Source organism: Streptomyces sp. NPDC006193 (assembly GCF_040613915.1).
Lineage (GTDB): Bacteria > Actinomycetota > Actinomycetes > Streptomycetales > Streptomycetaceae > Streptomyces.
The window spans coordinates 13,460-34,390 of sequence record NZ_JBEXTB010000034.1; the positions used below are offsets into that span (position 1 = coordinate 13,460).

Genomic DNA, 20,931 nt, shown 5'->3' on the forward strand with positions numbered 1-20,931 from the left:
CGTTTCTGTGTGACTTGAGTCACAAGGGGCAATAATTGTTGACCCTGTGTACCGAGTGGGCAGCGCGCTGTGATTCAGTGGCGGTACGTCGTGAGAGCGCCGTCGAAACACCGTAAGAGCCACCGTAGAGAAGCGCCGAAGACAACCCTTGATTCGCTGCGAGGTCTCGGGGGGAGGGCGAGCATGGAGACCGAGTCGGAGCCGTACGTCCGCCTTGCGTCCCTGCGGCAGCTGCACCAGGTCATGGCCGACATCAACACGGCGCGCAGCCTGGCGGACACACTGCAGACCGTCGCCGACGGGGCCGTGGACGCCCTCGGGTACGAGATGGCGGCCGTCAACCTCGTCCGCCCCGACGGCGACCTCGTCGTCGCCGCGTTCTCCGGAAACGCCGCCGCCGAGGCCCTGATCACCGGCCGCGTCGGCTCCCGGGAGTCCTGGGACAAGCGGCTCGCCATGGGCGAACGCTGGGGCGACCTCGTCTTCATACCGCACACCGAGGGCTGGGTCCTCGACGACGACGACGTGCCCCAGTGGTACACGGACGGGCCCGCACCGCGCTTCGAGGACGAGTGGCACCCCGCCGACCGGCTCTTCGCGCCCATGTACACCCCCGGCGTGCCGGGCGGCTCCTCCGGCGAACTGCTCGGCGTCATATCCGTCGACCGCCCGCGCAACGGCCGCCGCCCCGGCGCCTGGGGCCGCGAGGCCCTGCAGATGTACGCCTTCCAGGCCGCCATCGCGATCAGCAACGCCCGTCTGCGGGCCAACATGCAGCGCGCCCTGGTCCGCCTGGAGCGTGAGCAACAGGCGTTGCGGGCCAGTGAGGAATCCTTCCGTCAGGCGTTCGAGTACGCACCCTCCGGCATGGCCATCGCCGAGATGGGCGGCGACCAGCACGGCCGCATCCTGCGCACCAACGACGCCCTGTGCCGGCTGCTCGGCCGCCCCGCCTCCGCGATGCGCCGCTACTCCTTCGCCGACCTCGTCCACCCCGAGGACATAGGCACCCTGCTGCGCACCTCCGCGGAAGGGGGCCGCGCGGAGCTGCGGCTCGCCCGCCGCGACGGCACCTATGTGTGGGTGTCCCTGCGCAACAGCGTCGTCGCGGACGCCGCCGACGGCCCCCGCTTCCTGCTCACCCACGTCGAGGACATAGAGGAGCGCAAGCGCCGGGAGCTGCAGCTCGCCCACCGCGCCTCCCACGACTCGCTGACCGGCCTGCCGAACTCCGCCGAACTCCGCTCGCGCCTGTCGGCCCGGCTCTGCCAGCGGCCGGCCCACGCCGGCGCCGCGGACTCCCTGGACGCCGCCTACGGCCTGCCCCAGACGGCCTTCGACCCGCCGGCCGGCCACGGCTTCGACTTCGCGCCGGGCGCGGAGGCGTACGACGGCTACGACCACCATGTGCACACCGTCGCCCCCGAGGACGCCCGCGACGACGGCGCCAAGGGCCTCGCCGTCCTCTTCTGCGACCTCGACGGCTTCAAGTCGATCAACGACCGCTTCGGGCACAACGCGGGCGACGCGGTCCTCATCGAGGTCGCCCGGCGGCTGAGCAACGGCGTCCGCGACGGCGACACGGTCGCCCGGCTCGGCGGCGACGAGTTCGTCATCCTCGCCGACGGCCTCGGCCGGGCCGACGCCCAGGACCTCGCCGTGCGGCTGCGCAACGAGATCATCCAGCCGATCCGCGCCGAGGGACGGGCCGTCCGGGTGGGCGCGAGCTTCGGCATCGGCTGGGCGCACTGCGGCATGACGGCGGACGAGGTGCTGAAGTCCGCCGACGAGCGGATGTACGTAGAGAAACGATCTCGTCCCAAACAGCATCGTCGCGCCGGATGAGCCGCAGGTCAGTTCGCTGAAGCGGTTCGGGTCACCCGATCGGGGGAGTTGAAGCGGGTAGGCTCGCTACTCCAACACCCCTTCACGCATCCGCCCGCACCTGCTGAGGAGTACCAGGGATGACGCCCGGCGACAACGGCGCGAGCACGCCCGAGGACGACGACCCGTTCGGCTACCTGTACGCAGACGGCCAGGCCCGGGGAGCCCAGCCGCCGTCCGGCGGCGGTTACGGCTACCCGAACTCGGTCAGCAGGGTGCGCGCGGTCGGTGAGCGCCAGTACGGCCAGCCGCAGGCCGCCTACGGCCAGGGCGGGCAGCAGCAGGGTGCCTACGGCCAGCCGAACGCCCACTACCAGGCCCCGGAGACGCTGCCCGGCGGCGCCCCGGCCGGGGGCCGCCGTGCCGCGCCTTCCGCGCCCGGCCGCCGCGGCCCGAACACCAAGGGCCTGCTGATCGGCGCGATCGCGGTGGTCGCCGCGGTCGTCATCGGCATCGGCGTGGCGATGATCAACGGCAACACGGACGACGACAAGGGCGGCGACCGGGCCGGCCCGGGCCCGATCCAGTCCCAGAGCCAGGCCCCGAAGCCGTCGGGCAGCGCCTCGGCGTCCGCGGGCGAGCTGCCGAAGACCGACGCGAAGGACCTGACCCTCGGGGCCGGGGCGACGACGGCGTCGGACGTCAAGGGCGCCAGGGCGAGCGGCGGCGTCTACGTGACGGGCTTCAACCAGCCCGGAGCCTCGATCACCTGGACCGTCAACAACATCCCCGAGGCCGGCAAGTACAGCGTCTACGTCGGGTACAGCGTGCCCGGCAAGGACGCCACCGCCACCCTCACGGTCAACGGCACGGCCTCCGCCAGGGCCGCCGACCTGAGGAACTGGACGGGTGCCCCGGCGGGCGACTACGCCAAGGGCTGGACGAAGACGTACAACTACGTCCAGCTCGACAAGGGCACGAACACCATCAAGCTCTCCTGCGAGCAGGGCAACCAGTGCGACGCCCTCATCGACCAGATGTGGCTGGTGAAGGGCTGGGTCGGCGCCGGCTGAGCCACCGGGCGGCCATGCGGCCCCGGCGTCCGCCGGGGCCGTGGGCCGACGGCTGCGCGGCGCTGTCAGGCCGCCGTCACCGTCACTGACGCCAGGAGTTTCTCGTAGGCCGCGCGGTCGAAGTCGCCCGCCGCCGGTGACCGCACGGTGGCCGCCGACAGGGCGACCGCGCGGGCGAGGCGGTCCGGCCAGGAGAGCCCGTCCAGCAGCCCGGTCAGCAGGCCGGCGACGGCCGCGTCGCCGGCGCCGGTGGGGTTGCCGTGCTCGGCGGCGGGCGGGACCGCGCGCCAGCGCCCTTCCGGGGTGAGCGCCAGCAGGCCCCGCGCGCCCAGGGAGGCGACGACCGCCCGGGCGCCGCGCCGGCGGGCGTCCTGGGTGGCGCGCGACGGCTCGTGCGAGCCGGTGAGTTCGGCCAGTTCGTCGGCGTTCGGCTTGATGACGTCGGGCCGGGCGGCGACCCCGCGGCGCAGCGGTTCGCCGCTGGTGTCGAGGAGGACGGGGACGCCCGCGGCCCGCGCGGCCCGCACCAGGTTGGCGTACGCGCCCACCGGCACCCCCGGCGGCAGGCTGCCGCACAGGGCCACGGCCCGCGCGCCGGGCAGCAGTTCCTCGTACCGGTCCAGGAAGGCGCCCCACTCGGCCGGGGCGATGTGCGGGCCCGGCTCGTTGAACTGGGTGGTGTCGCCCGAGAGGCCGTCCACGACCGCGACCGTGCGCCGGGTCGCCCCGGACACCGGCACCAGTGCGTCCGTCAGGCCGGGCGTGCCCGCGAGCCCCTCGCGCAGCACCTGGCCGGTCGCGCCGCCCGCGAACCCGGTGACCGTCGCCTCGTGCCCGAGCGCGGCCAGCACCCGGGCCACGTTCACGCCCTTGCCGCCGGGCCGCTCGGCCACCTCCGACACCCGGTGCGAGGTGTGCGGGCGCAGCGACCGCACGCGGTAGGTGAGGTCGAGAGCGGTGTTCAGCGTGACCGTGAGGATCACCCGGGCCGACCTCCCTTGGTCCGTGCACATGCCATCGGTGTCCGGGGCCTCGATCATGCCAAAGAGACGGCGGCCGGCCCAGTGCGCGCCCCGGCCCCCGTCTCCCGACACCGGTACGGATCAGGGCAGTTGGGGTGCGACCACCCATTCGCCCCGGCGCATCACGCCCTTCAGCCGGAAGTCCGCGTCCAGCAGGACGAGGTCGGCGTCCTTGCCGGGTTCCAGGGAGCCGATGCGGTCGTCCAGGCCGAGCAGCCGGGCCGGGTTGGCGGAGAGGGCCTTCACGGCGTCCTCCACGGACAGCTTGTCGACGGTCACCGCCCGCTGGAAGGCCCGGTCCAGGGTGAGGGTGGAGCCGGCGATGGAGCCGCCGTCCACCAGCCGGGCCACGCCCTCGCTGACCTCGACCTCCAGCGGGCCGAGCAGATAGCGGCCGTCGCCGATGCCGGCCGCGTCCATCGCGTCGGTGATGAAGGCGACCCGGTCCGCGCCCGCGTGGTGGAAGGCGAGCTGCAGCGCGGCGGGGTGCAGGTGGGTGCCGTCGTCGATCAGCTCCACCGTGACCCGCTCGTCCTCCAGCAGGGCGGCGATCGGGCCGGGGGCGCGGTGGTTCAGGGCGGGCATGGCGTTGAAGAGGTGGGTGGCGACGGTGGCGCCCGCGTCGATCGCCTCGACGGTCTGCTCGTAGCCGGCGTCCGTGTGCCCGATCGCGGCGATGACGCCGTGCTCGGCGAGCAGCCGCACGGAGTCGATGCCGCCGGGCAGTTCGGCCGCGAGGGTGACCATCTTGGCCGTGCCGCGCGCCGCGTCGATCAGCTTGCGGACCTCGGCCGGGTCCGGGTCGCGCAGCAGTTCCTCGGAGTGGGCGCCCTTGCGGCACGGGGAGATGAACGGCCCCTCGAAGTGGATGCCCGCGATCTCGCCCTGTTCGGCCAGCTCGCTCAGCAGGCCGGCCCGGCGGACCAGCAGGTCCATCTCGTCGGTGACGAGGGAGGCGACGAGGGTGGTGGTGCCGTGCCGGCGGTGGGTGCGGACGGCGGTGAGGATCTCGTCGGCGCCGCCGGAGAAGGAGGCTCCGCCGCCGCCGTGGTTGTGGATGTCGACGAAGCCGGGCACCAGCCAGTGGCCGGTGACGTCGACGACCCGGGCGCCGGCCGGGGCGGCGTCGGTGATGCGCCCGCCGTCGACGGCCAGCCGCCCGTTCGGCACCGTGCCGGTGGGGAGCACCACGTGTGCGCCGGTGAGCACCTGCGGGCCCGTCGTGGCGGATCGCGCAGTTCCCCGCGCGGCCTCCGGCGCGCCGTCCGGGGCCGGGGTTTCCCGCTCTGTGGCCATCAGGTGCTTACCTCCGGGTTCGATGAAGTGGTCGTCAGCAGGTCCCGGGCGAGCAGGGCGGCGCCCAGGCAGCCCGCGCTGTCGCCGAGGGCGGCGGGGACGATGTCCGGCGTCCGCTGGAAGGTGACCCGTCGCCGGACCGCGTCCCGCAGCGGCGGGAACAACACTTCCCCCGCCTCGGCGAGCCCGCCACCGATGATCAGGGTGCGGGGGTCCAGCAGGGTGAGTGCGGTGACCAGGCCGTCGGCGAGGGCGTCGACCGCCTCCTGCCAGACGCGGACGGCGTCCGGGTCGCCGGCCGCGACGGCCCGCGCGCAGTCGGCCGCGCCGGCCTCCGGGTCCCCGCAGGCCGCCGCCCAGGCCGCGCCGACGGCGGACGCGGAGGCGTACCGCTCCAGGCAGCCGCGCTGCCCGCAGGGGCACGGGGCGCCTGAAGGGCGTACGACGATGTGCCCGATCTCGCCCGCGAAGCCGTGCGCGCCGGCCTCCACCCGGCCGTCGATGCCGATGGCGCCGGCGATCCCGGTGCCCAGCGGCACGAACAGGAACCGGTCGGCGCCCCGGCCGGCGCCGATGCGGCCTTCGGCGAGCCCGCCGGTGCGCACGTCGTGGCCGAGGGCGACGGGCGTCCCCAGCCGGTCGCCCAGCAGCGCCCGCAGGGGCACGTCCTTCCAGCCGAGGTTGGCGGCGTAGACGGCGGTGCCCCGCTCCTCGTCGACGATGCCGGGGACCGCGACGCCGGCCGCGGCGGCCGGCTCGCCGCAGTGCTCGACGCCGTACGCGCGCAGCTCGGCGGCGAAGTCGAGGATGCCCTCGATCACCGCCTCGGGGCCGCGCTCGCGCCCGGTGGCGCGCCGGGCGCGGTGCAGCAGCGCGCCGTCGTCGCCGACGAGGGCGGCCTTGATCCCGGTACCGCCCACGTCCAGGGCGATGACATGTCTCACCACGGGCCTAGTGTGACCCGCCTACCCAGGAGAGGTCTAGTCCACTCACGTGGTGTAGACCTTATGGGTCCAATTGTTGAACGGTCAGACAGCAGGGTTGGGATAGTGACGGTGGGTCGGCGTACGGCAGGAACGATCGCGGTGGTGTCCGCACTGGGCATGACAGCGGTCCTCGGCGGCTGCGGGAGCACGGGCTCGTCCGACGTGACTCTGAAACTGGTCGCCGCCGACTACGGCGACTCGGCCGCCAACAGCTCCAAGAAGTACTGGGACGCCCTGGCCGAGGAGTACGAGTCCCGGCACCCCGATGTGAAGATCGAGGTCAGCGTCTACTCCTGGAACGACGTCGACCGCAAGGTCAAGGAGATGGTGGACGCCGGGCACGCCCCCGACATGGCCCAGATCGGCGCCTACGCCGACTACGCGGCAAGCGGCAAGCTCTACCCGGCCTCGGAACTGCTCTCCATCCGCACCCAGGCGGACTTCCTCTCCCAGCTCTCCGACGCCGGCGAGTGGAAGCACACCCAGTACGGCATCCCCTTCGCCGCCTCCACCCGGGTGCTCTTCTACAACAAGACCCTGTTCGCCAAGGCCGGCATCACCCCGCCCACCACCTGGGACGAGCTGGCCGCCGACGCCGAGGCGCTCAAGGCCAGGGGCGTGAAGTACCCCTACGCCCTGCCGCTCGGCCCCGAGGAGGCCCAGGCCGAGACGATGCAGTGGCTGCTCAGCGGCGGCAGCGGCTACACCGACGACGTCGGCACCTACACCCTCGACTCCGCGCAGAACGTCGCGACCTTCACCTGGCTCAAGGACGAGCTCGTCGCCAAGGAGCTGACCGGCCCGGTCGCCCCCGGCAAGCTCAACCGCGCGGACGCCTTCGCCGCCTTCGCCGACGGCCAGGTCGGCATGCTCAACGGGCACCCCACGCTCATCCAGCAGGCCGCCAGGAAGGGCGTGAAGTTCGGCATGGTGCCGATGCCGGGCCGCACCGGCAAGGCCCGCGCCTCGATGGGCGTCGCCGACTGGATGATGGGCTTCAAGCAGAACGGGCACGCCGAGCAGATCGGCGAGTTCCTCGACTTCGTCTACGACGAGAAGAACGTCCTCGCCTTCTCCCGCGAGTACGGGCTGCTGCCGGTCACCGGCTCCGCCTCCAACGCCATGAGCGCGTCGGACGCGGCCACCGACAAGGCCCTGCACCCGTTCCTGGAGCAGCTGCCCACCTCCGAGCTGTACCCCGTCGGCAAGACCTCCTGGGCGGCGGTCAGCGCGGCCGTGAAGGAGCAGATCGGCCAGGCCGTCTCCCCCGCCGGCAGCCCCGCGGGCGTGCTGACCCGCCTGCAGTCGGCGGCCACGGCGGCGGACAGCCGCAGCGTCGGCTAGGACCCGCCGGCCACCGGCTGTCGGTGCCCGGCGCTACGGTGGCTGCCATGGAACTGGGCAGCCGCGAGAAGGCCGTGCTCGCGCTGGAGCGCCGGGGCTTTCCCGGCCCCGGCGCGAAGGAGCGCGCGATACGCGAGGAGCTGGGCCTGGCCCCCGTCCGCTACTACCAGCTGCTCAACGCCCTCCTGGACGACGAGCGCGCCCTGGCCCACGACCCGGTCACGGTCAACCGCCTGCGCCGCGTCCGGGAGGCCCGCCGGGCGGACCGCTGAGCCGCGCCGAGGGCGCCGCGGCGCACAGGGCGCCGCTCGGACCGGGCCGGAACCGGGCCGCGACGTCCGGCGCGGCGCGCCGTGAGGCGGGGGGCCCCCGCGCACCGGGCGCGCCCGGGTGGTCCGGCAGCGCGGCGAGGCGCCGTGCCGGACGCCGCGGCCCCGGGGTGATCCGCGCGAAGGCGCCGAGGCCGTCCGGCGAGGCGTGAGTCGGCGCGCGCTGGATAGGGTCGCGGTATGGACCCTCTGCCGCTTCCGAGCACCCGAGCCGGCCGGGACGGACTGGCCGCGCTCCTGGCCCGCCCCGGTTCCGCCGTGATCGGCCTGGACTTCGACGGCACCCTGGCCCCGATCGTCGCCGACCCCGAGCAGGCCCGCGCCCACCCCGAGGCCGTGCCCGCACTGGCCGCGCTCGCCCCCGAGGTCGCCTCGATCGCCGTGATCACCGGCCGCCCGCCCGAGGTGGCGGTCCGGTACGGCGGCTTCGCCGGCGTCCCCGGCCTGGAGCGCCTCACCGTCCTCGGCCACTACGGCGCCGAACGCTGGGACGCGGTCACCGGCACGGTCACCGCGCCCCCGCCGCACCCCGGCGTCGCCGCCGCCCGCGCGGAGCTGCCGCGCCTGCTGGAGCGCGCCGCCGCCGGGCCGGGCACGCGGATCGAGGAGAAGGGCCGCGCGGTCGCGGTCCACACCCGCCGCGCCACCGACCCGCAAGGCGCCTTCGAGGCCCTCGTCGGGCCCCTCACCGACCTCGCCGCCCGGCACGGCCTGATCGTCGAGCCCGGCCGCCTGGTGCTGGAGCTGCGCCCGCCGGGCATGGACAAGGGCGTGGCCCTCCTGGACCACGCCCGCGCCGTCCACGCCGGATGCGTCGTCTACGCCGGCGACGACCTGGGCGACCTGCCCGCCTTCGCCGCGGTCGACAAGCTGCGCGCCGACGGGACCCCCGGCCTGCTGGTCTGCAGCGGCAGCGCGGAGGTCCCGGAACTCGCGGAGCGGGCCGACCTGGTGGTGGACGGCCCGCAGGGAGTGGTGGCGTTCCTGCGCGCGCTGGCCGCTCAGCTCGGCTGAGGGCCGAGCGCCTCCAGCTGGTCCAGGAACCAGCGGGCCGGCGGCAGCGCGGTCGCGGCGGCGGCCAGCCGCTCCGACCGCTCGGCCCGCTCCCGCGCCGGCATCGCCAGCGCCTCGGCCAGCGCCGCGGCCGTGCCCGTGATGTCGTACGGGTTCACGGTGATCGCGTCCCCGCCCAGCTCCTCGTGCGCCCCGGCCTCCCGCGACAGCACCAGCGCGCAGCCCTCGTCGGAGACGACGGGCACCTCCTTGGCGACCAGGTTCATGCCGTCCCGGATGGGGTTCACCAGGGCCACGTCGGCCAGCCGGTACGCGGCCAGGGAGCGGGCGAAGTCGTCCTTCACATGCAGCACGACCGGGGTCCAGCCCGCCGTGCCGAACCGCTCGTTGATCGCGTCCGCGACCCGCTGCACCTCGGCGGTGTACTCGCGGTAGACGGGAAGGTCCTGCCGGGACGGATAGGCGAAGGCCACGTGGACGACCTTCTCCCGCCACTCGGGGCGGTCCTCCAGCAGCTGCCGGTACGCCAGCAGTCCGCGGACGATGTTCTTGGACAGCTCGGTGCGGTCGACCCGGACGACCGCCTTGCGCGGCGCCCCGTCGGGGCCCGTGCCGATCTCCTCGCGCAGGGCGGCCATCCGCTCGTCCACGTCCGGTTCGTGGGCCCGTTTGCGCAGGAAGTCGGCGTCCGCACCCAGCCCGTGCACCCCGATCCGGGTGCCGGAGGGGATGCCGGGTCCCAGCACCGCGTGGCAGCAGTCGGTGAACGCGTCGGCCCACCGCCGGGTGAGGAACGCGGCCCGGTCGGCGCCCAGGATGCCGGTCAGCAGTTCGGCGGCGATGTCGTCGGGGAGGAGGCGGAAGTAGTCCGGCGGGGCCCACGGCGTGTGCGAGAAGTGGCCGATGCGCAGGTCGGGGCGGAGCTGGCGGAGCATCCGCGGGGCGAGGGCCAGGTGGTAGTCCTGGATCAGCACGGCCGCGCCGTCGGCGGCCTCCTCGGCCAGCGCCTCGGCGAAGGCCCGGTTGTACGCCTCGTAGGACGCCCACTGCCGCCGGAACTCCGCGTCGAAGACCGGTTCCAGCGGCGTCTGGTACAGCATGTGGTGCACGAACCAGAGCACCGAGTTGGCGATGCCGTTGTACGCCTCGGCGTGCACGGCCGCGTCGACGTCCAGCATCCGCACCCGCTGCCCGCCGGTGTCCTCGGCCGGCAGCAGCCCGCCCTCCGCGCGCCGTACGGCCTCCCGGTCGCCGTCGCCCAGCGCGGCGCACACCCACACGGAGTCGGCGTCCGACCCGATGGCCGACAGTCCCGAGACCAGCCCGCCGCCGCCCCGTCTGGCGCGCAGCGAGCCGTCCTCGCCCACCTGATACGAAACCGGGCCGCGGTTGGACGCGACCAGCACCTGAGCCTTGTCGGCAGCACCGTGCGTGAAAGCCATACGCCTCAACCTAGCCCGGCCCGGAAACGCTCAAACGTACGGTCCGCCGGGAAGGGAGGCCCTGTTCACGCCACTCTCCGCTCGGCGTACTCGGCGATCTCCAGCATGGGCGGCCGCTCCTCGGTGTCCACGGCGTAGGTGCGCGGCTCGAACCCGTCCGGGCCCCGCTCGAACTGGGTCAGCGCGGGCCGCACCAGATGGCCGCGGGCCAGCCGGAGCTGCGCGGTGCGGTAGATCGCGGCGGCCATCCGGCCGAGGGCCTGCCCGTCCTGGTGCCGGTGCCTGCGCACCCCCACGTCGACCTGGGCCAGCGCGTCCAGGCCGACCAGGTGCAGCGCGTCGACCAGCATGCCCAGCTCCACGCCGTACCCGACGGGGAACGGCAGCCGCTCCAGCAGGGAGCGGCGGGCCGCGTACTCCCCGCCGAGCGGCTGCACGAAGCCGGCCAGCCGCGGCCAGTGCATGTTCAGCAGCGGGCGGGCCATCAGCTCGGTGACCCGGCCGCCCTGGCCGGCGGCGGCGCCGAGCGGACGGTCGTACATGGCCTTGACGAGGTGGACCTCCGGGTCGGTGAGCAGCGGGCCGACGATGCCGCGGACGAAGTCGGAGGAGAACTCCCTGAGGTCCGCGTCGACGAAGCAGACGATGTCCCCGCCGGTCACCAGCAGCGAACGCCACAGCACCTCGCCCTTGCCGGGCACGGCCGGGATGCGGGGCAGTATCTCGTCGCGGTGCACGACCCGGGCGCCGGCGCGCGCGGCGACCTCGGAGGTGCGGTCGGTGGATCCGGAGTCGACGACGACGATCTCGTCGACGAGCGGGACCCGCTCCACGAGGTCCTGCCGGATGACGGCGACGATGTCGCCGACGGTCTCCTCCTCGTCGAGCGCGGGCAGCACGACGCTGACCGTCTGCCCCGTGCGCTGTTTGGCGGCCAGGATCCGCTGGAGCGGGCGGTCGCCCACGGACCAGGAGCGGTCGGCCAGCCAGCGCTCGACTTCTTCCAGCACGCTCTGCGGCTCCTCACTGTCACGACCACACGCCGCCGTGTGATCCATCTCGCGGTTCGGACGACTCCCTCGACCGTCCTGGCCTTCGGTTACAGTCTTGAACAACGCCGATGACCATCGCATGCCGGGGGTCCGCGGCGCCCACAACCGCATACAGCTCATCCAGAGGGGCAGAGGGACACGGCCCGGTGAAGCCCCGGCAACCCTCCAGTCGGTACTCGTCTTTCGCAGCGAGGCTCCCGGCTAGGGAAGGTGCCAAATCCGTCTCGCGGCGAGATGCGCCGTGAGGAAGATGAGGAGAAAGGGCCTCGCCTCCATGGCTGTGCAGACAGTTGCAAGCACCAGCGTCCCCACCGTCGACCTCGGTCCCGCCGCCGCCCTGAGCTGTCGCGAGTGCGGCCACCGGGTGCCGCTCGGCCCGGTCTTCGCCTGCGAGGAGTGCTTCGGCCCGCTGGAGATCGCCTACGACTTCTCCGGCTACGACGCCGAGGAGCTGCGCCGCCGCATCGAGGCGGGCCCCGCGAACATCTGGCGGTACGCGCCGCTGCTGCCGGTTCCGGCGGACGTCGCCGGCAAGCCCAACCTGAACCCGGGCTGGACCAAGCTCGTCCAGGCCGACAACCTGGCCCGCGAACTGGGCGTCACCGGCGGTCTGTACGTGAAGGACGACTCCGGCAACCCGACCCACTCCTTCAAGGACCGGGTCGTCGCGCAGGCGCTGGAGGCCGCCCGCGCCTTCGGCTTCACCACGCTCTCCTGCTCCTCGACGGGCAACCTGGCCGGCGCCGTGGGCGCCGCCGCCGCCCGGGCGGGCCTGCGCTCCTGCGTGTTCATCCCGCACGACCTGGAGCAGGGCAAGGTCGTCATGGCCGCGGTCTACGGCGGCGAGCTGGTCGGCATCGAGGGCACCTACGACGACGTGAACCGCTTCTGCTCCGAGCTGATCGGCGATCCGGCCGGCGAGGGCTGGGGCTTCGTCAACGTCAACCTGCGGCCGTACTACGCGGAGGGCTCCAAGACCCTGGCGTACGAGATCTGCGAGCAGCTCGGCTGGCGGCTGCCCGACCAGATCGTCGTCCCGATCGCGTCCGGATCGCAGCTCACGAAGATCGACAAGGGGCTGCGGGAGCTGATCGCGCTGGGACTCGTCGAGGACCGGCCGTACCGGATCTTCGGCGCCCAGGCGGCGGGCTGCTCGCCGGTGTCGGCCGCCTTCAAGGCCGGGCACGACGTCGTGCGGCCGCAGAAGCCGGACACCATCGCCAAGTCCCTCGCCATCGGCAACCCGGCCGACGGACCGTACGTCCTGGACATCGCGCGCCGTACCGGCGGCGCCGTGGAGGACGTGACGGACGAGGAGATCGTGGACGCCATCAAGCTGCTCGCCCGGACCGAGGGCATCTTCGCGGAGACCGCCGGCGGGGTGACCGTGGGCGTGACCCGCAAGCTGATCGAGGACGGTGTGCTGGACCCGGCGAAGACCACCGTCGTCCTCAACACCGGTGACGGCCTGAAGACCCTGGACGCGGTGGCCGGGACCGGCCTGACCGCCACCATCCGCCCGACCCTGGACTCCTTCCGAGAGGCTGGCCTCGCATGAGCGTGACCGTTCGCATCCCCACCATCCTGCGCACCTACACCGGCGGCCGGGCGGAGGTCAGCGCCGAGGGCGCCACCCTCGCCGAGGTCATCGCCGACCTGGAGAAGAACCACACCGGGATCGCCGCCCGGGTGCTTGACGACCAGGGGAAGCTGCGCCGCTTCGTCAACGTGTACGTCAACGACGACGACGTCCGCTTCGAGCAGGGCCTGGAGACGGCGACCCCCGACGGCGCCGGCGTGTCGATCATCCCGGCCGTCGCCGGCGGCTGACCGGCCCCGGCATTACCCTCGGTAATGCCGGTGACGCGATGTTCATCTGATTGCCCCCTCCGCAAGAGAAGCGGAAGGGGCAATTCAGTTTGATTGAGCGCGGTAGAGTTGGGGAACACGGTCGCGGCCTTCGGGTCGCGGGCCCCGGATTTCCCGCCGAGGGCCCGACAAGAAGCAGCCAAAGTGCAAGGGCTTTCCGCGGCCTTTGCGGCTTTTATGGGGCCCGACTTGCCCTGTGATCGGGTGAATTTCCCCTACCGTGCGGACCGCTCGCGTCCAGATTTCTCGTCCGATTGACCTGTTGCAGACGGCAGTGGGACAGATACATTCAGCCGCGGTCGACGCGTTCCGGCGCACGCCCCCGACCAGTTGGGGGGTGAGGTCTGACCCGGGTCCGCGAAGTGTGGATCTGTGCAAGGGCCAGTAATAGGGGAGTTAGGCATGGCTCAGGGCACCGTCAAGTGGTTCAACGCGGAGAAGGGGTACGGCTTCATCGCGGTCGACGGTGGTGCGGACGTCTTCGTCCACTACAGCGCGATCCAGATGGACGGCTACCGCACCCTGGAAGAGGGTCAGCGAGTCGAGTTCGAGATCTCGCAGGGCCAGAAGGGTCCGCAGGCCGACATGGTTCGCGTCACCGCCTGAACGTTTCTTGTGACGAAGGGCCCGCACCAGCACCGGGTGCGGGCCCTTCGCCGTGCCCGGCGCGCCGGTGTTCGCGGGCGGCTGACGGGCCTGCCGCATGACCCGGGGCGCTTGCACTCGACCATGCCGAGTGCTAATCATTGGCGTTAGCACTCTGAAGGTGAGAGTGACAGTGAAGGACCGGGTCGGTGAGGCCCGCAGGCCAAGTGGGGCAAGGAACCACGCGGCCGGCGAGCCGTCCGTCGCGGGCGCGGGCGCGGTCCGAAGGAATCACCCCCAGTCCTGGAGGGACCACTTCACATGGCCAAGATCATCGCGTTCGACGAGGAGGCGCGGCGCGGCCTCGAGCGCGGCATGAACCAGCTCGCGGACGCCGTGAAGGTGACGCTCGGCCCCAAGGGCCGCAACGTCGTCCTCGAGAAGAAGTGGGGCGCGCCCACGATCACCAACGACGGTGTCTCCATCGCCAAGGAGATCGAGCTCGAGGACCCGTACGAGAAGATCGGCGCCGAGCTGGTCAAGGAAGTCGCCAAGAAGACGGACGACGTCGCCGGTGACGGTACGACCACCGCGACCGTGCTCGCCCAGGCCCTGGTCAAGGAGGGTCTGCGCAACGTCGCCGCCGGCGCCAACCCGATGGCTCTGAAGCGCGGTATCGAGAAGGCCGTCGAGGCCGTCTCCGCCGCCCTGCTGGAGCAGGCGAAGGACGTCGAGACCAAGGAGCAGATCGCCTCCACCGCGTCCATCTCCGCCGCCGACACCCAGATCGGCGAGCTGATCGCCGAGGCGATGGACAAGGTCGGCAAGGAAGGCGTCATCACCGTCGAGGAGAGCAACACCTTCGGCCTGGAGCTCGAGCTCACCGAGGGCATGCGCTTCGACAAGGGCTACATCTCCGCCTACTTCGCGACCGACATGGAGCGCATGGAGGCGGTGCTCGAGGACCCGTACATCCTCATCGCCAACTCCAAGATCTCCTCGGTCAAGGACCTGCTCCCGCTGCTGGAGAAGGTCATGCAGTCGGGCAAGCCGCTGCTGATCATCGCCGAGGACGTCGAGGGCGAGGCCCTGTCGACCCTGGTCGTCAACAAGATCCGCGGCACCTTCAAGTCCGTCGCCGTCAAGGCCCCGGGCTTCGGCGACCGCCGCAAGGCCATGCTCGGCGACATCGCCATCCTCACGGGCGGCGAGGTCATCTCCGAGGAGGTCGGCCTCAAGCTGGAGAACGCGACCCTGGACCTCCTGGGCCGCGCCCGCAAGGTCGTCATCACCAAGGACGAGACCACCATCGTCGACGGCGCCGGCTCCTCCGAGCAGGTCAACGGCCGCGTCAACCAGATCCGCGCCGAGATCGAGAACAGCGACTCCGACTACGACCGCGAGAAGCTGCAGGAGCGCCTGGCGAAGCTCGCCGGCGGTGTCGCGGTCATCAAGGCCGGCGCCGCCACCGAGGTGGAGCTCAAGGAGCGCAAGCACCGCATCGAGGACGCCGTCCGCAACGCGAAGGCCGCCGTCGAGGAGGGCATCGTCGCCGGTGGTGGCGTGGCCCTGCTGCAGGCCTCCCAGGTCTTCGAGAAGCTGGAGCTCGAGGGTGACGAGGCGACCGGCGCCAACGCCGTGCGCATCGCGCTCGAGGCCCCGCTGAAGCAGATCGCCGTCAACGCCGGCCTCGAGGGCGGCGTCGTGGTGGAGAAGGTCCGCAACCTCACCCCGGGCCACGGCCTGAACGCCGCGACCGGCGAGTACGTCGACCTGGTCGCCGAGGGCATCATCGACCCGGCGAAGGTGACCCGTTCCGCGCTGCAGAACGCCGCCTCCATCGCCGCGCTGTTCCTCACCACCGAGGCCGTCATCGCCGACAAGCCGGAGAAGGCCGCCGCGCCGGCCGGCGGCGGCATGCCGGGCGGTGACATGGACTTCTGATCGGTCTCACGATCGATCGCCTGTCCTACGGACCGAGGGCGGCGCCTCCAGCTTCCGGCTGGGGGCGCCGCCCTCGGGCGTGTCCTAGCTTCTCGGCCGGGTCATTTGAGGGAAGAGGTGAACGCGGCCCAGGCCTCCGCCCGGAAGACGAGCTTCGGGCCGTGCGGATTCTTGGAGTCGCGCACGGGGACGAGGGCGGGGTGGCCATCGGCCACCTCCAGGCAGTTGCCGCCGTCGCCGCCGCTGTACGTCGACCTGCGCCAGCGGGCAACCTCCAGGCAGTCGCCGCCGTCGCCGCCGCTGTAGCTGGACTTGTGCCAGACGGCCGTGTCCAGCAGGTGCTCAGGGATGCTCCTCATAGGCGTAATCCTGCGCCATCGCCTCGATGAGGGCCAGGGACTTCTCCGGCGAGAGTGCGCAGGCCGTGAGCAGTTCGTAGGTGAACCGCTGGTGCCGGACGACGGCCGGGTCGTCCTCCAGCCGTCCCGTGCCGACCCCCTCGAAGTACACCAGCGGCGGGGCGTCCTCGAAGTCCATCAGCTTGATCGCGCCCTGCATCGCCGCGTGCGCTCCCGCGTCGAACGGCAGCACCTGCACGATGGCCCGCCCGCTGCCGGCCAGACCGGCGAGATGGTGCAGCGCCTCCGCCATCACCGCGCGGCCGCCCGTCACCCGGCGCAGTGCCGCCTCGTCGATCACCGCCCACAACAACGGCTCTGTTGGGTCGTCGAGGATCCGGGCGCGCTCCGTGCGGGCGGTGACCAGCCGGTCGATCTCCTCCTTGGGCGCCGTCGGCTGATACGCCCGGCACACGGCTCGCGCGTACGCGGGCGTCTGGAGCAGTCCCGGGATCAGCAGGGGCGCGTACTGCCTGATCGCTGTGGCGACCTCTTCCGCCTCCGCGGCCTGCGCGAAGTGCTCCGGATACTTCGACCTGGCCGCCGCCGCGCAGTTGCGGGTGAAGAAGTCCTCCGTCCCCAGGACCTCGTCCAGCATCCGGGCGTACTCCGCCTGCATCCGCCGCGTGCCCGCCTCCAGCTGGCCGATGAACGAGCCGCTGACGAACAGCCGCCGGCCCAGTTCCTCCTGGCTCAGGCCGGCCTTCTCGCGGGCGTGGCGCAGCTCCGCGCCCAGGAGCGCGCGCGGTGACGACGACGGGTCGAGGTCTTTCGGTCCGGGCACGGCGGCTCCCTGTCCCACATCCGAGGTTGTTGAGGCGTCGTATCTGGCAAGGCTAGAGGCGCAACGGCCACTCTGTGTGGTGAACCGGAAACTCAGCGTGGAGGTAGGAACGTGAAAGAGACGGCGGAGAGCCACCGGCCGCGGACGACGGAGGAGGCCGTGGAGCACCTGCGCACGGCCCTGCAGGGCCTCGGCATCGTGCTGCCGTCGCTCCGGGTCGACCCCGTGTCGGCCGCGAACGGCGAACCGTACGCGCTGGTCGACCTGGGCCGCTGCAACCTGGGCGTGGCCTCGCGGCTGGCGGCGGCCCTGCGCGCGGCGGCGCACGGGGGCGAGGGATGAGCGGCGTTCCGGCGGTCGGCTCGTACGCCGTCGATGTGCGGACCGGGCGGATCGGCGAGGTGAGGGGACACGTGGGCGGGTACGTGCAGCTGCGGCCGGTGGGCGGCGGGCGCGAGTGGGACTGTCCGCCGGGGGAGGTGGAGCCGGCGCCGCCGGGGGAGGTGCTGCGGGAGCGGGTGCGGCGGATGAACCGGGAGGCGCGGCTGCGGGTGCCGGGCGGGCCGCCGTGAGGGGCGCGGGTGTGGCCGGGGTCACAGGCCGGATGCCGGGCGGGGCGGAATGCGGGGCCGCGCCCGCGCTGTTTTTTCAGCAGCTGCAACAATGCGCGCGCACATACCGGCCGGTCCACGCCGGCCGTGACCGCACACCCCCGAGGAGTCCACGTGACCGTCACCACGCCCGCCGCCTCCCGCGCGGCCCAGGTCCTGTCCCGGCCGATCACCCTCAACGGCCTCACCGTGCCGAACCGGATCGTGATGGCGCCGATGACCCGCATGTTCAGCCCGGGCGGCATCCCCGGCGAGGACGTGCGCTCGTACTACGCGCGCCGTGCCGCCGCCGGGGTCGGTCTCATCGTCACCGAGGGCACCTACGTGGGTCACGAGTCGGCCGGGCAGAGCGACCGCGTCCCGCGCTTCCACGGCGAGGAGCAGCTCGCGGGCTGGGCGAAGGTCGCCGAGGAGGTGCACGCGGCCGGCGGCACGATCGTCCCGCAGCTGTGGCACATCGGCATGGTCCGCAAGCAGGGCGACCCGCCGTTCGCGGACGCCCCCGCGGTGGGCCCGTCCGGCCTGGTCGACGCGGGCGCCGAGCCCACCGGCAAGGTGATGACGCAGAAGGACCTGGACGACGTCATCGCCGCGTTCGCCCGGGCCGCCGCCGACGCCGAACGCATCGGCTTCGACGGCGTGGAGCTGCACGGCGCCCACGGCTACCTCATCGACCAGTTCCTGTGGGCGGGCACCAACCGCCGCACCGACGCCTACGGCGGCGACCCGGTGGCCCGGACCAAGTTCGCGGCGGAGATCGTCGCCGCGGTCCGGGAGCAGGTCTCCCCCGAGTTCCCGGTCATCTTCCGGTACTCGCAGTGGAAGCAGCAGGACTACACCGCCCGCCTCGCGGAGACCCCCGAGGAGCTGGAGGCCGTCCTCACCCCGCTGGCGGCGGCCGGCGTCGACGTCTTCCACGCCTCCACCCGCCGCTACTGGGTCCCCGAGTTCGACGGCTCGGACCTCAACCTGGCCGGCTGGACGAAGAAGCTCACCGGCAAGCCCGCCATCACCGTGGGCTCGGTCGGTCTCGACGGCGACTTCGTCAAGGCGTTCCAGGGCGAGGGCGCGCCGGTCGGCAGCCTGGACAACCTGCTGGACCGGCTGGAGGCGGACGAGTTCGACCTGGTCGCGGTCGGCCGGGCGCTGCTGCAGGACCCCCAGTGGGCGGCCAAGGTGCTCTCCGGCCGCTCCGACGAGCTGAAGCCGTACGACGCGGCCGCGGTGAAGACGCTGAGCTGAGGCGCGCCTACAGGTTGCCGTTCAACGGCTCGATGTCGACCCGCACCGGCGTCCCCCACACCCGCAGCACCTCGTAGTCGGTGAACTCGTGCACGAGCCGGTAGGCCATGGCCGGCCGGGATCCGCGCCGCTGGGCGGCGAGGTAGGCCTCGGCCTCCCGGCGGTCGCGCCGGGGCGTCCCGCACAGCTGCCACTCCTGGCCGTTCCACAGCTCCGGCAGCCACCGCTGCTGGGGCTGGGGCCGGTCGCCGCGCACGCCGTACCGGGAGGGGGCGGTGGCGACGGGCGCGGCGGGCGACCGGCCGCCCTGGTACTCCGCCCGCCGGGCGGCCCGGCGCCGGGTCTCGCACAGCAGGCACAGATCGGGCGCGCTCTCGTCCACGGGGCCCTGCGGATGCTCGGGGCAGCGGGTGGCGGGCGCGGCGGAGGTGACGCTCTCGTCCAGCAGGTCGAGCGCCCTGCGCAGGTCGTCCCTGATCTCGTGCAGCCGGGAGTCCGGGGTGTCGGCGGTGAGGGCCTCCCCGTGCTCCCCGAGCAGTCGCAGGGCTCGGCCGAGGGCGGCGGTCTGGGCGTGGTTCATGGTCGTCCCGCGTAGTCCTTCGGTTCCCGGCGCCGAGGATGACCCCGAGGACTTCGGGCACCCCGGCCGGCCTCCCAAGAATAGAAGCGCACCCCCGCGAGCCGCCCCCTGCGGCTAGTCGGCCGCGGCCGGGGTGCGCGGGGGGCGGGGGAGGCCGAAGGCGTAGGTGGCCAGGAAGCCCGCGAGGTAGCCGGTGAGCAGGCCGCCCGCGTAGATCGCGGCCAGCGTGCCGGGGCTCCTGTTCCCCGCCAGCAGCGGGAACAGGGCCCAGCCGGAGGGGCCGATCGCCGTGGCGCCCACCTCGGCGCCCAGCATCGCGAAGAAGCCGATGAACGCCCCGCCCGCCGCCCCGCCCGCGCAGGCGGTCAGGAACGGCCGGCCGAGGGGCAGCGAGACGCCGTAGATCAGGGGTTCGCCGACGCCGAGCAGGCCCGCCGGGAGGGCCGAGCGGATCGTCGTCCGCAGCGGGACGTCGTGGCGCAGCCGGACGTACACCGCGAGGGCCGCGCCCACCTGGCCTGCGCCCGCCGTCGCGAGCAGCGGGAGCAGCACCGTGAAGCCCTGCTGGTCGATCAGGGTGGCGTGCAGCGGGATCAGGGCCTGGTGCAGGCCCAGCATGACCAGGGGCAGGAAGAGGCCGCCGAGGACCAGCCCGGCCAGGGCCCCGGCGGTCGCCAGGAGCCAGTTCGCGGCGGCGCCGATCGCCGTCGCCACCGTGCCGGCCGCGTACATCAGGCCGTACAGCGTCACCAGTCCGGGGACCAGGACCGTCAGCGTCGGCGTCAGCAGGACGTCCAGGGCGCCCGGGACCCGGCCCCGGCACCACTTCTCCACCCTGGTGGCCAGGAACGCCGCCGCGAGCGCCCCGAGCACCCCGCCCTGCCCGGGCGCCAGGTGCACGCCGAACGCCGTCACCTTCGCCACGCCCGGATACACGACCACCGCCGCGACCGCCCCGCCGAGCACGGGCGTGCCGCCGAACTCCTTCGCCGTGTTGTGGCCGACGAACACCGCGATCAGCGCCATGAAGGCGGAGGCGACCGAGGACAGGGCGGGGGTGAGCGCGGGCAGCAGGCCGGCGTTCACCAGCAGCCCGTCGAGCCCGGCGAGGACGCCGCAGCCGACGAGGGCGGGGATCAGCGGGACGAAGACGTTCGCGACGCGGCGCAGCGCGGTCCTGACGGGCGTGTCGTGCCGGCGCCCGACCGCCTCCCCGGTGCGGGCCCCGGCGTCCGCCGGCCGTCCGGGGGCTGCCTCGGGCGCGCCGGCGGCGGGGCGGGCGGTGATCCGGGTGCGCACCTGCGCCGCGACCGCGTCGGCCACCCCGGGGCCGAGCACGATCTGCCAGAGGTGCCCGCCGTCCACCACCCCGAGCACCCCGGGCACGGCCCGCAGGCCCTCCCGGTCCGCGGCGGCGGGGTCGGCGAGGGTCAGCCGCAGGCGGGTCATGCAGTGGGCCGCGGAGGTGACGTTGGCCGGGCCGCCGACCCGGGCGAGGACGGCGGTCGCGGTGGAGGCGGGGTCGTTGCGCACGCC

The 20,931-nt window shown here is 73.2% G+C and carries 21 protein-coding genes and 1 riboswitch; of the genes, 12 read left to right on the forward strand and 9 right to left on the reverse strand.

Annotation, left to right across the window (positions count from 1 at the left end; translation table 11 throughout):
* Positions 1 to 183 precede the first annotated feature (183 nt).
* Positions 184 to 1,845: a diguanylate cyclase CdgB gene (gene cdgB / locus ABZ261_RS25170; protein WP_356862839.1), complete on the forward strand. Its 1,662-nt coding sequence runs from the start codon at positions 184 to 186 to the stop codon at positions 1,843 to 1,845.
* A gap of 119 nt (positions 1,846 to 1,964) precedes the next feature.
* Positions 1,965 to 2,897: a CBM35 domain-containing protein gene (locus ABZ261_RS25175; RefSeq protein WP_356862841.1), complete on the forward strand. Its 933-nt coding sequence runs from the start codon at positions 1,965 to 1,967 to the stop codon at positions 2,895 to 2,897.
* 65 nt (positions 2,898 to 2,962) lie between these two features.
* Here ABZ261_RS25175 and ABZ261_RS25180 read toward each other — a convergent pair whose 3' ends face one another.
* The 3 genes from ABZ261_RS25180 to ABZ261_RS25190 form a co-directional block, all read right to left on the reverse strand.
* Positions 2,963 to 3,880, reverse strand: a complete 918-nt coding sequence (locus ABZ261_RS25180; protein ID WP_356862843.1) for a 1-phosphofructokinase family hexose kinase — start codon at positions 3,878 to 3,880, stop codon at positions 2,963 to 2,965.
* Between the two features lie 120 nt (positions 3,881 to 4,000).
* A complete protein-coding gene (nagA, locus tag ABZ261_RS25185; RefSeq protein WP_356862937.1) occupies positions 4,001 to 5,128 on the reverse strand; it encodes an N-acetylglucosamine-6-phosphate deacetylase in 1,128 nt (375 codons plus the stop codon).
* Positions 5,129 to 5,214: 86 nt separating this feature from the next.
* Complete coding sequence (locus tag ABZ261_RS25190) at positions 5,215 to 6,159, reverse strand: ROK family protein (RefSeq protein ID WP_356862939.1); 945 nt, start codon at positions 6,157 to 6,159, stop codon at positions 5,215 to 5,217.
* A gap of 141 nt (positions 6,160 to 6,300) precedes the next feature.
* On the opposite strand from ABZ261_RS25190, the gene ABZ261_RS25195 reads away from it, so the two are divergent.
* The 3 genes from ABZ261_RS25195 (at position 6,301) to otsB (ending at position 8,888) form a co-directional block, all read left to right on the forward strand.
* The gene (locus ABZ261_RS25195) at positions 6,301 to 7,545 is read left to right on the forward strand and encodes an extracellular solute-binding protein (protein WP_356862845.1); all 1,245 of its coding nucleotides are present in this window, start codon (positions 6,301 to 6,303) and stop codon (positions 7,543 to 7,545) included.
* A gap of 47 nt (positions 7,546 to 7,592) precedes the next feature.
* Entirely contained in the window at positions 7,593 to 7,817 is a 225-nt protein-coding gene (locus ABZ261_RS25200) for a DUF3263 domain-containing protein (protein ID WP_356862847.1), read from the forward strand.
* 237 nt (positions 7,818 to 8,054) lie between these two features.
* A complete protein-coding gene (gene otsB, locus ABZ261_RS25205; protein ID WP_356862848.1) occupies positions 8,055 to 8,888 on the forward strand; it encodes a trehalose-phosphatase in 834 nt (277 codons plus the stop codon).
* Here otsB and ABZ261_RS25210 read toward each other — a convergent pair.
* Together ABZ261_RS25210 and ABZ261_RS25215 are read right to left on the reverse strand one after the other, a co-directional pair.
* Positions 8,876 to 10,330 carry a trehalose-6-phosphate synthase gene (locus ABZ261_RS25210; protein ID WP_356862850.1) on the reverse strand — a complete coding sequence of 485 codons (1,455 nt, stop codon included), beginning with the start codon at positions 10,328 to 10,330 and terminating at the stop codon, positions 8,876 to 8,878. The two genes, otsB and ABZ261_RS25210, sit on opposite strands and share 13 nt — an antisense overlap.
* Positions 10,331 to 10,395: 65 nt before the next feature.
* Positions 10,396 to 11,340, reverse strand: a complete 945-nt coding sequence (locus ABZ261_RS25215; RefSeq protein WP_356862852.1) for a glucosyl-3-phosphoglycerate synthase — start codon at positions 11,338 to 11,340, stop codon at positions 10,396 to 10,398.
* A 155-nt stretch (positions 11,341 to 11,495) separates the two neighbouring features.
* Positions 11,496 to 11,639, forward strand: a riboswitch (SAM riboswitch).
* 17 nt (positions 11,640 to 11,656) lie between these two features.
* On the opposite strand from ABZ261_RS25215, the gene thrC reads away from it, so the two are divergent.
* The 4 genes from thrC to groL all read left to right on the forward strand — a co-directional run bounded on the left by thrC (position 11,657) and on the right by groL (position 15,780).
* Positions 11,657 to 12,940 carry a threonine synthase gene (gene thrC, locus ABZ261_RS25220; protein ID WP_356862854.1) on the forward strand — a complete coding sequence of 428 codons (1,284 nt, stop codon included), beginning with the start codon at positions 11,657 to 11,659 and terminating at the stop codon, positions 12,938 to 12,940.
* The gene (locus ABZ261_RS25225) at positions 12,937 to 13,212 is read left to right on the forward strand and encodes a MoaD/ThiS family protein (RefSeq protein WP_356862856.1); all 276 of its coding nucleotides are present in this window, start codon (positions 12,937 to 12,939) and stop codon (positions 13,210 to 13,212) included. Before thrC ends, ABZ261_RS25225 begins: the two co-directional genes overlap by 4 nt.
* A 441-nt stretch (positions 13,213 to 13,653) precedes the next feature.
* Complete coding sequence (locus tag ABZ261_RS25230; protein ID WP_004986573.1) at positions 13,654 to 13,857, forward strand: cold-shock protein; 204 nt, start codon at positions 13,654 to 13,656, stop codon at positions 13,855 to 13,857.
* Between the two features lie 300 nt (positions 13,858 to 14,157).
* A complete protein-coding gene (groL, locus tag ABZ261_RS25235; RefSeq protein ID WP_014673417.1) occupies positions 14,158 to 15,780 on the forward strand; it encodes a chaperonin GroEL in 1,623 nt (540 codons plus the stop codon).
* A 101-nt stretch (positions 15,781 to 15,881) separates the two neighbouring features.
* Here groL and ABZ261_RS25240 read toward each other — a convergent pair whose 3' ends face one another.
* A complete protein-coding gene (locus tag ABZ261_RS25240) occupies positions 15,882 to 16,139 on the reverse strand; it encodes a DUF397 domain-containing protein (RefSeq protein WP_356862858.1) in 258 nt (85 codons plus the stop codon).
* Complete coding sequence (locus ABZ261_RS25245; protein ID WP_356862860.1) at positions 16,123 to 16,962, reverse strand: helix-turn-helix transcriptional regulator; 840 nt, start codon at positions 16,960 to 16,962, stop codon at positions 16,123 to 16,125. Before ABZ261_RS25245 ends, ABZ261_RS25240 begins: the two co-directional genes overlap by 17 nt.
* Positions 16,963 to 17,073: 111 nt before the next feature.
* Here ABZ261_RS25245 and ABZ261_RS25250 point away from each other — a divergent pair, with 111 nt between their 5' ends.
* The 3 genes from ABZ261_RS25250 to ABZ261_RS25260 all read left to right on the forward strand — a co-directional run bounded on the left by ABZ261_RS25250 (position 17,074) and on the right by ABZ261_RS25260 (position 18,815).
* Entirely contained in the window at positions 17,074 to 17,304 is a 231-nt protein-coding gene (locus tag ABZ261_RS25250; RefSeq protein ID WP_356862862.1) for a hypothetical protein, read from the forward strand.
* Positions 17,301 to 17,534 (forward strand): hypothetical protein, encoded by a 234-nt coding sequence (locus ABZ261_RS25255; protein WP_356862864.1) that lies wholly within the window; start codon positions 17,301 to 17,303, stop codon positions 17,532 to 17,534. The genes ABZ261_RS25250 and ABZ261_RS25255 overlap by 4 nt, the downstream gene beginning before the upstream one ends.
* A gap of 153 nt (positions 17,535 to 17,687) precedes the next feature.
* The gene (locus ABZ261_RS25260; protein WP_356862866.1) at positions 17,688 to 18,815 is read left to right on the forward strand and encodes an NADH:flavin oxidoreductase; all 1,128 of its coding nucleotides are present in this window, start codon (positions 17,688 to 17,690) and stop codon (positions 18,813 to 18,815) included.
* Positions 18,816 to 18,822: 7 nt separating this feature from the next.
* On the opposite strand, the gene ABZ261_RS25265 is transcribed toward ABZ261_RS25260, so the two are convergent.
* On the reverse strand, positions 18,823 to 19,395 hold the full coding sequence (locus ABZ261_RS25265) for a hypothetical protein (RefSeq protein ID WP_356862868.1): 573 nt from the start codon (positions 19,393 to 19,395) through the stop codon (positions 18,823 to 18,825).
* A gap of 114 nt (positions 19,396 to 19,509) precedes the next feature.
* Complete coding sequence (locus ABZ261_RS25270) at positions 19,510 to 20,928, reverse strand: PTS transporter subunit EIIC (RefSeq protein WP_356862870.1); 1,419 nt, start codon at positions 20,926 to 20,928, stop codon at positions 19,510 to 19,512.
* Positions 20,929 to 20,931 lie beyond the last annotated feature (3 nt).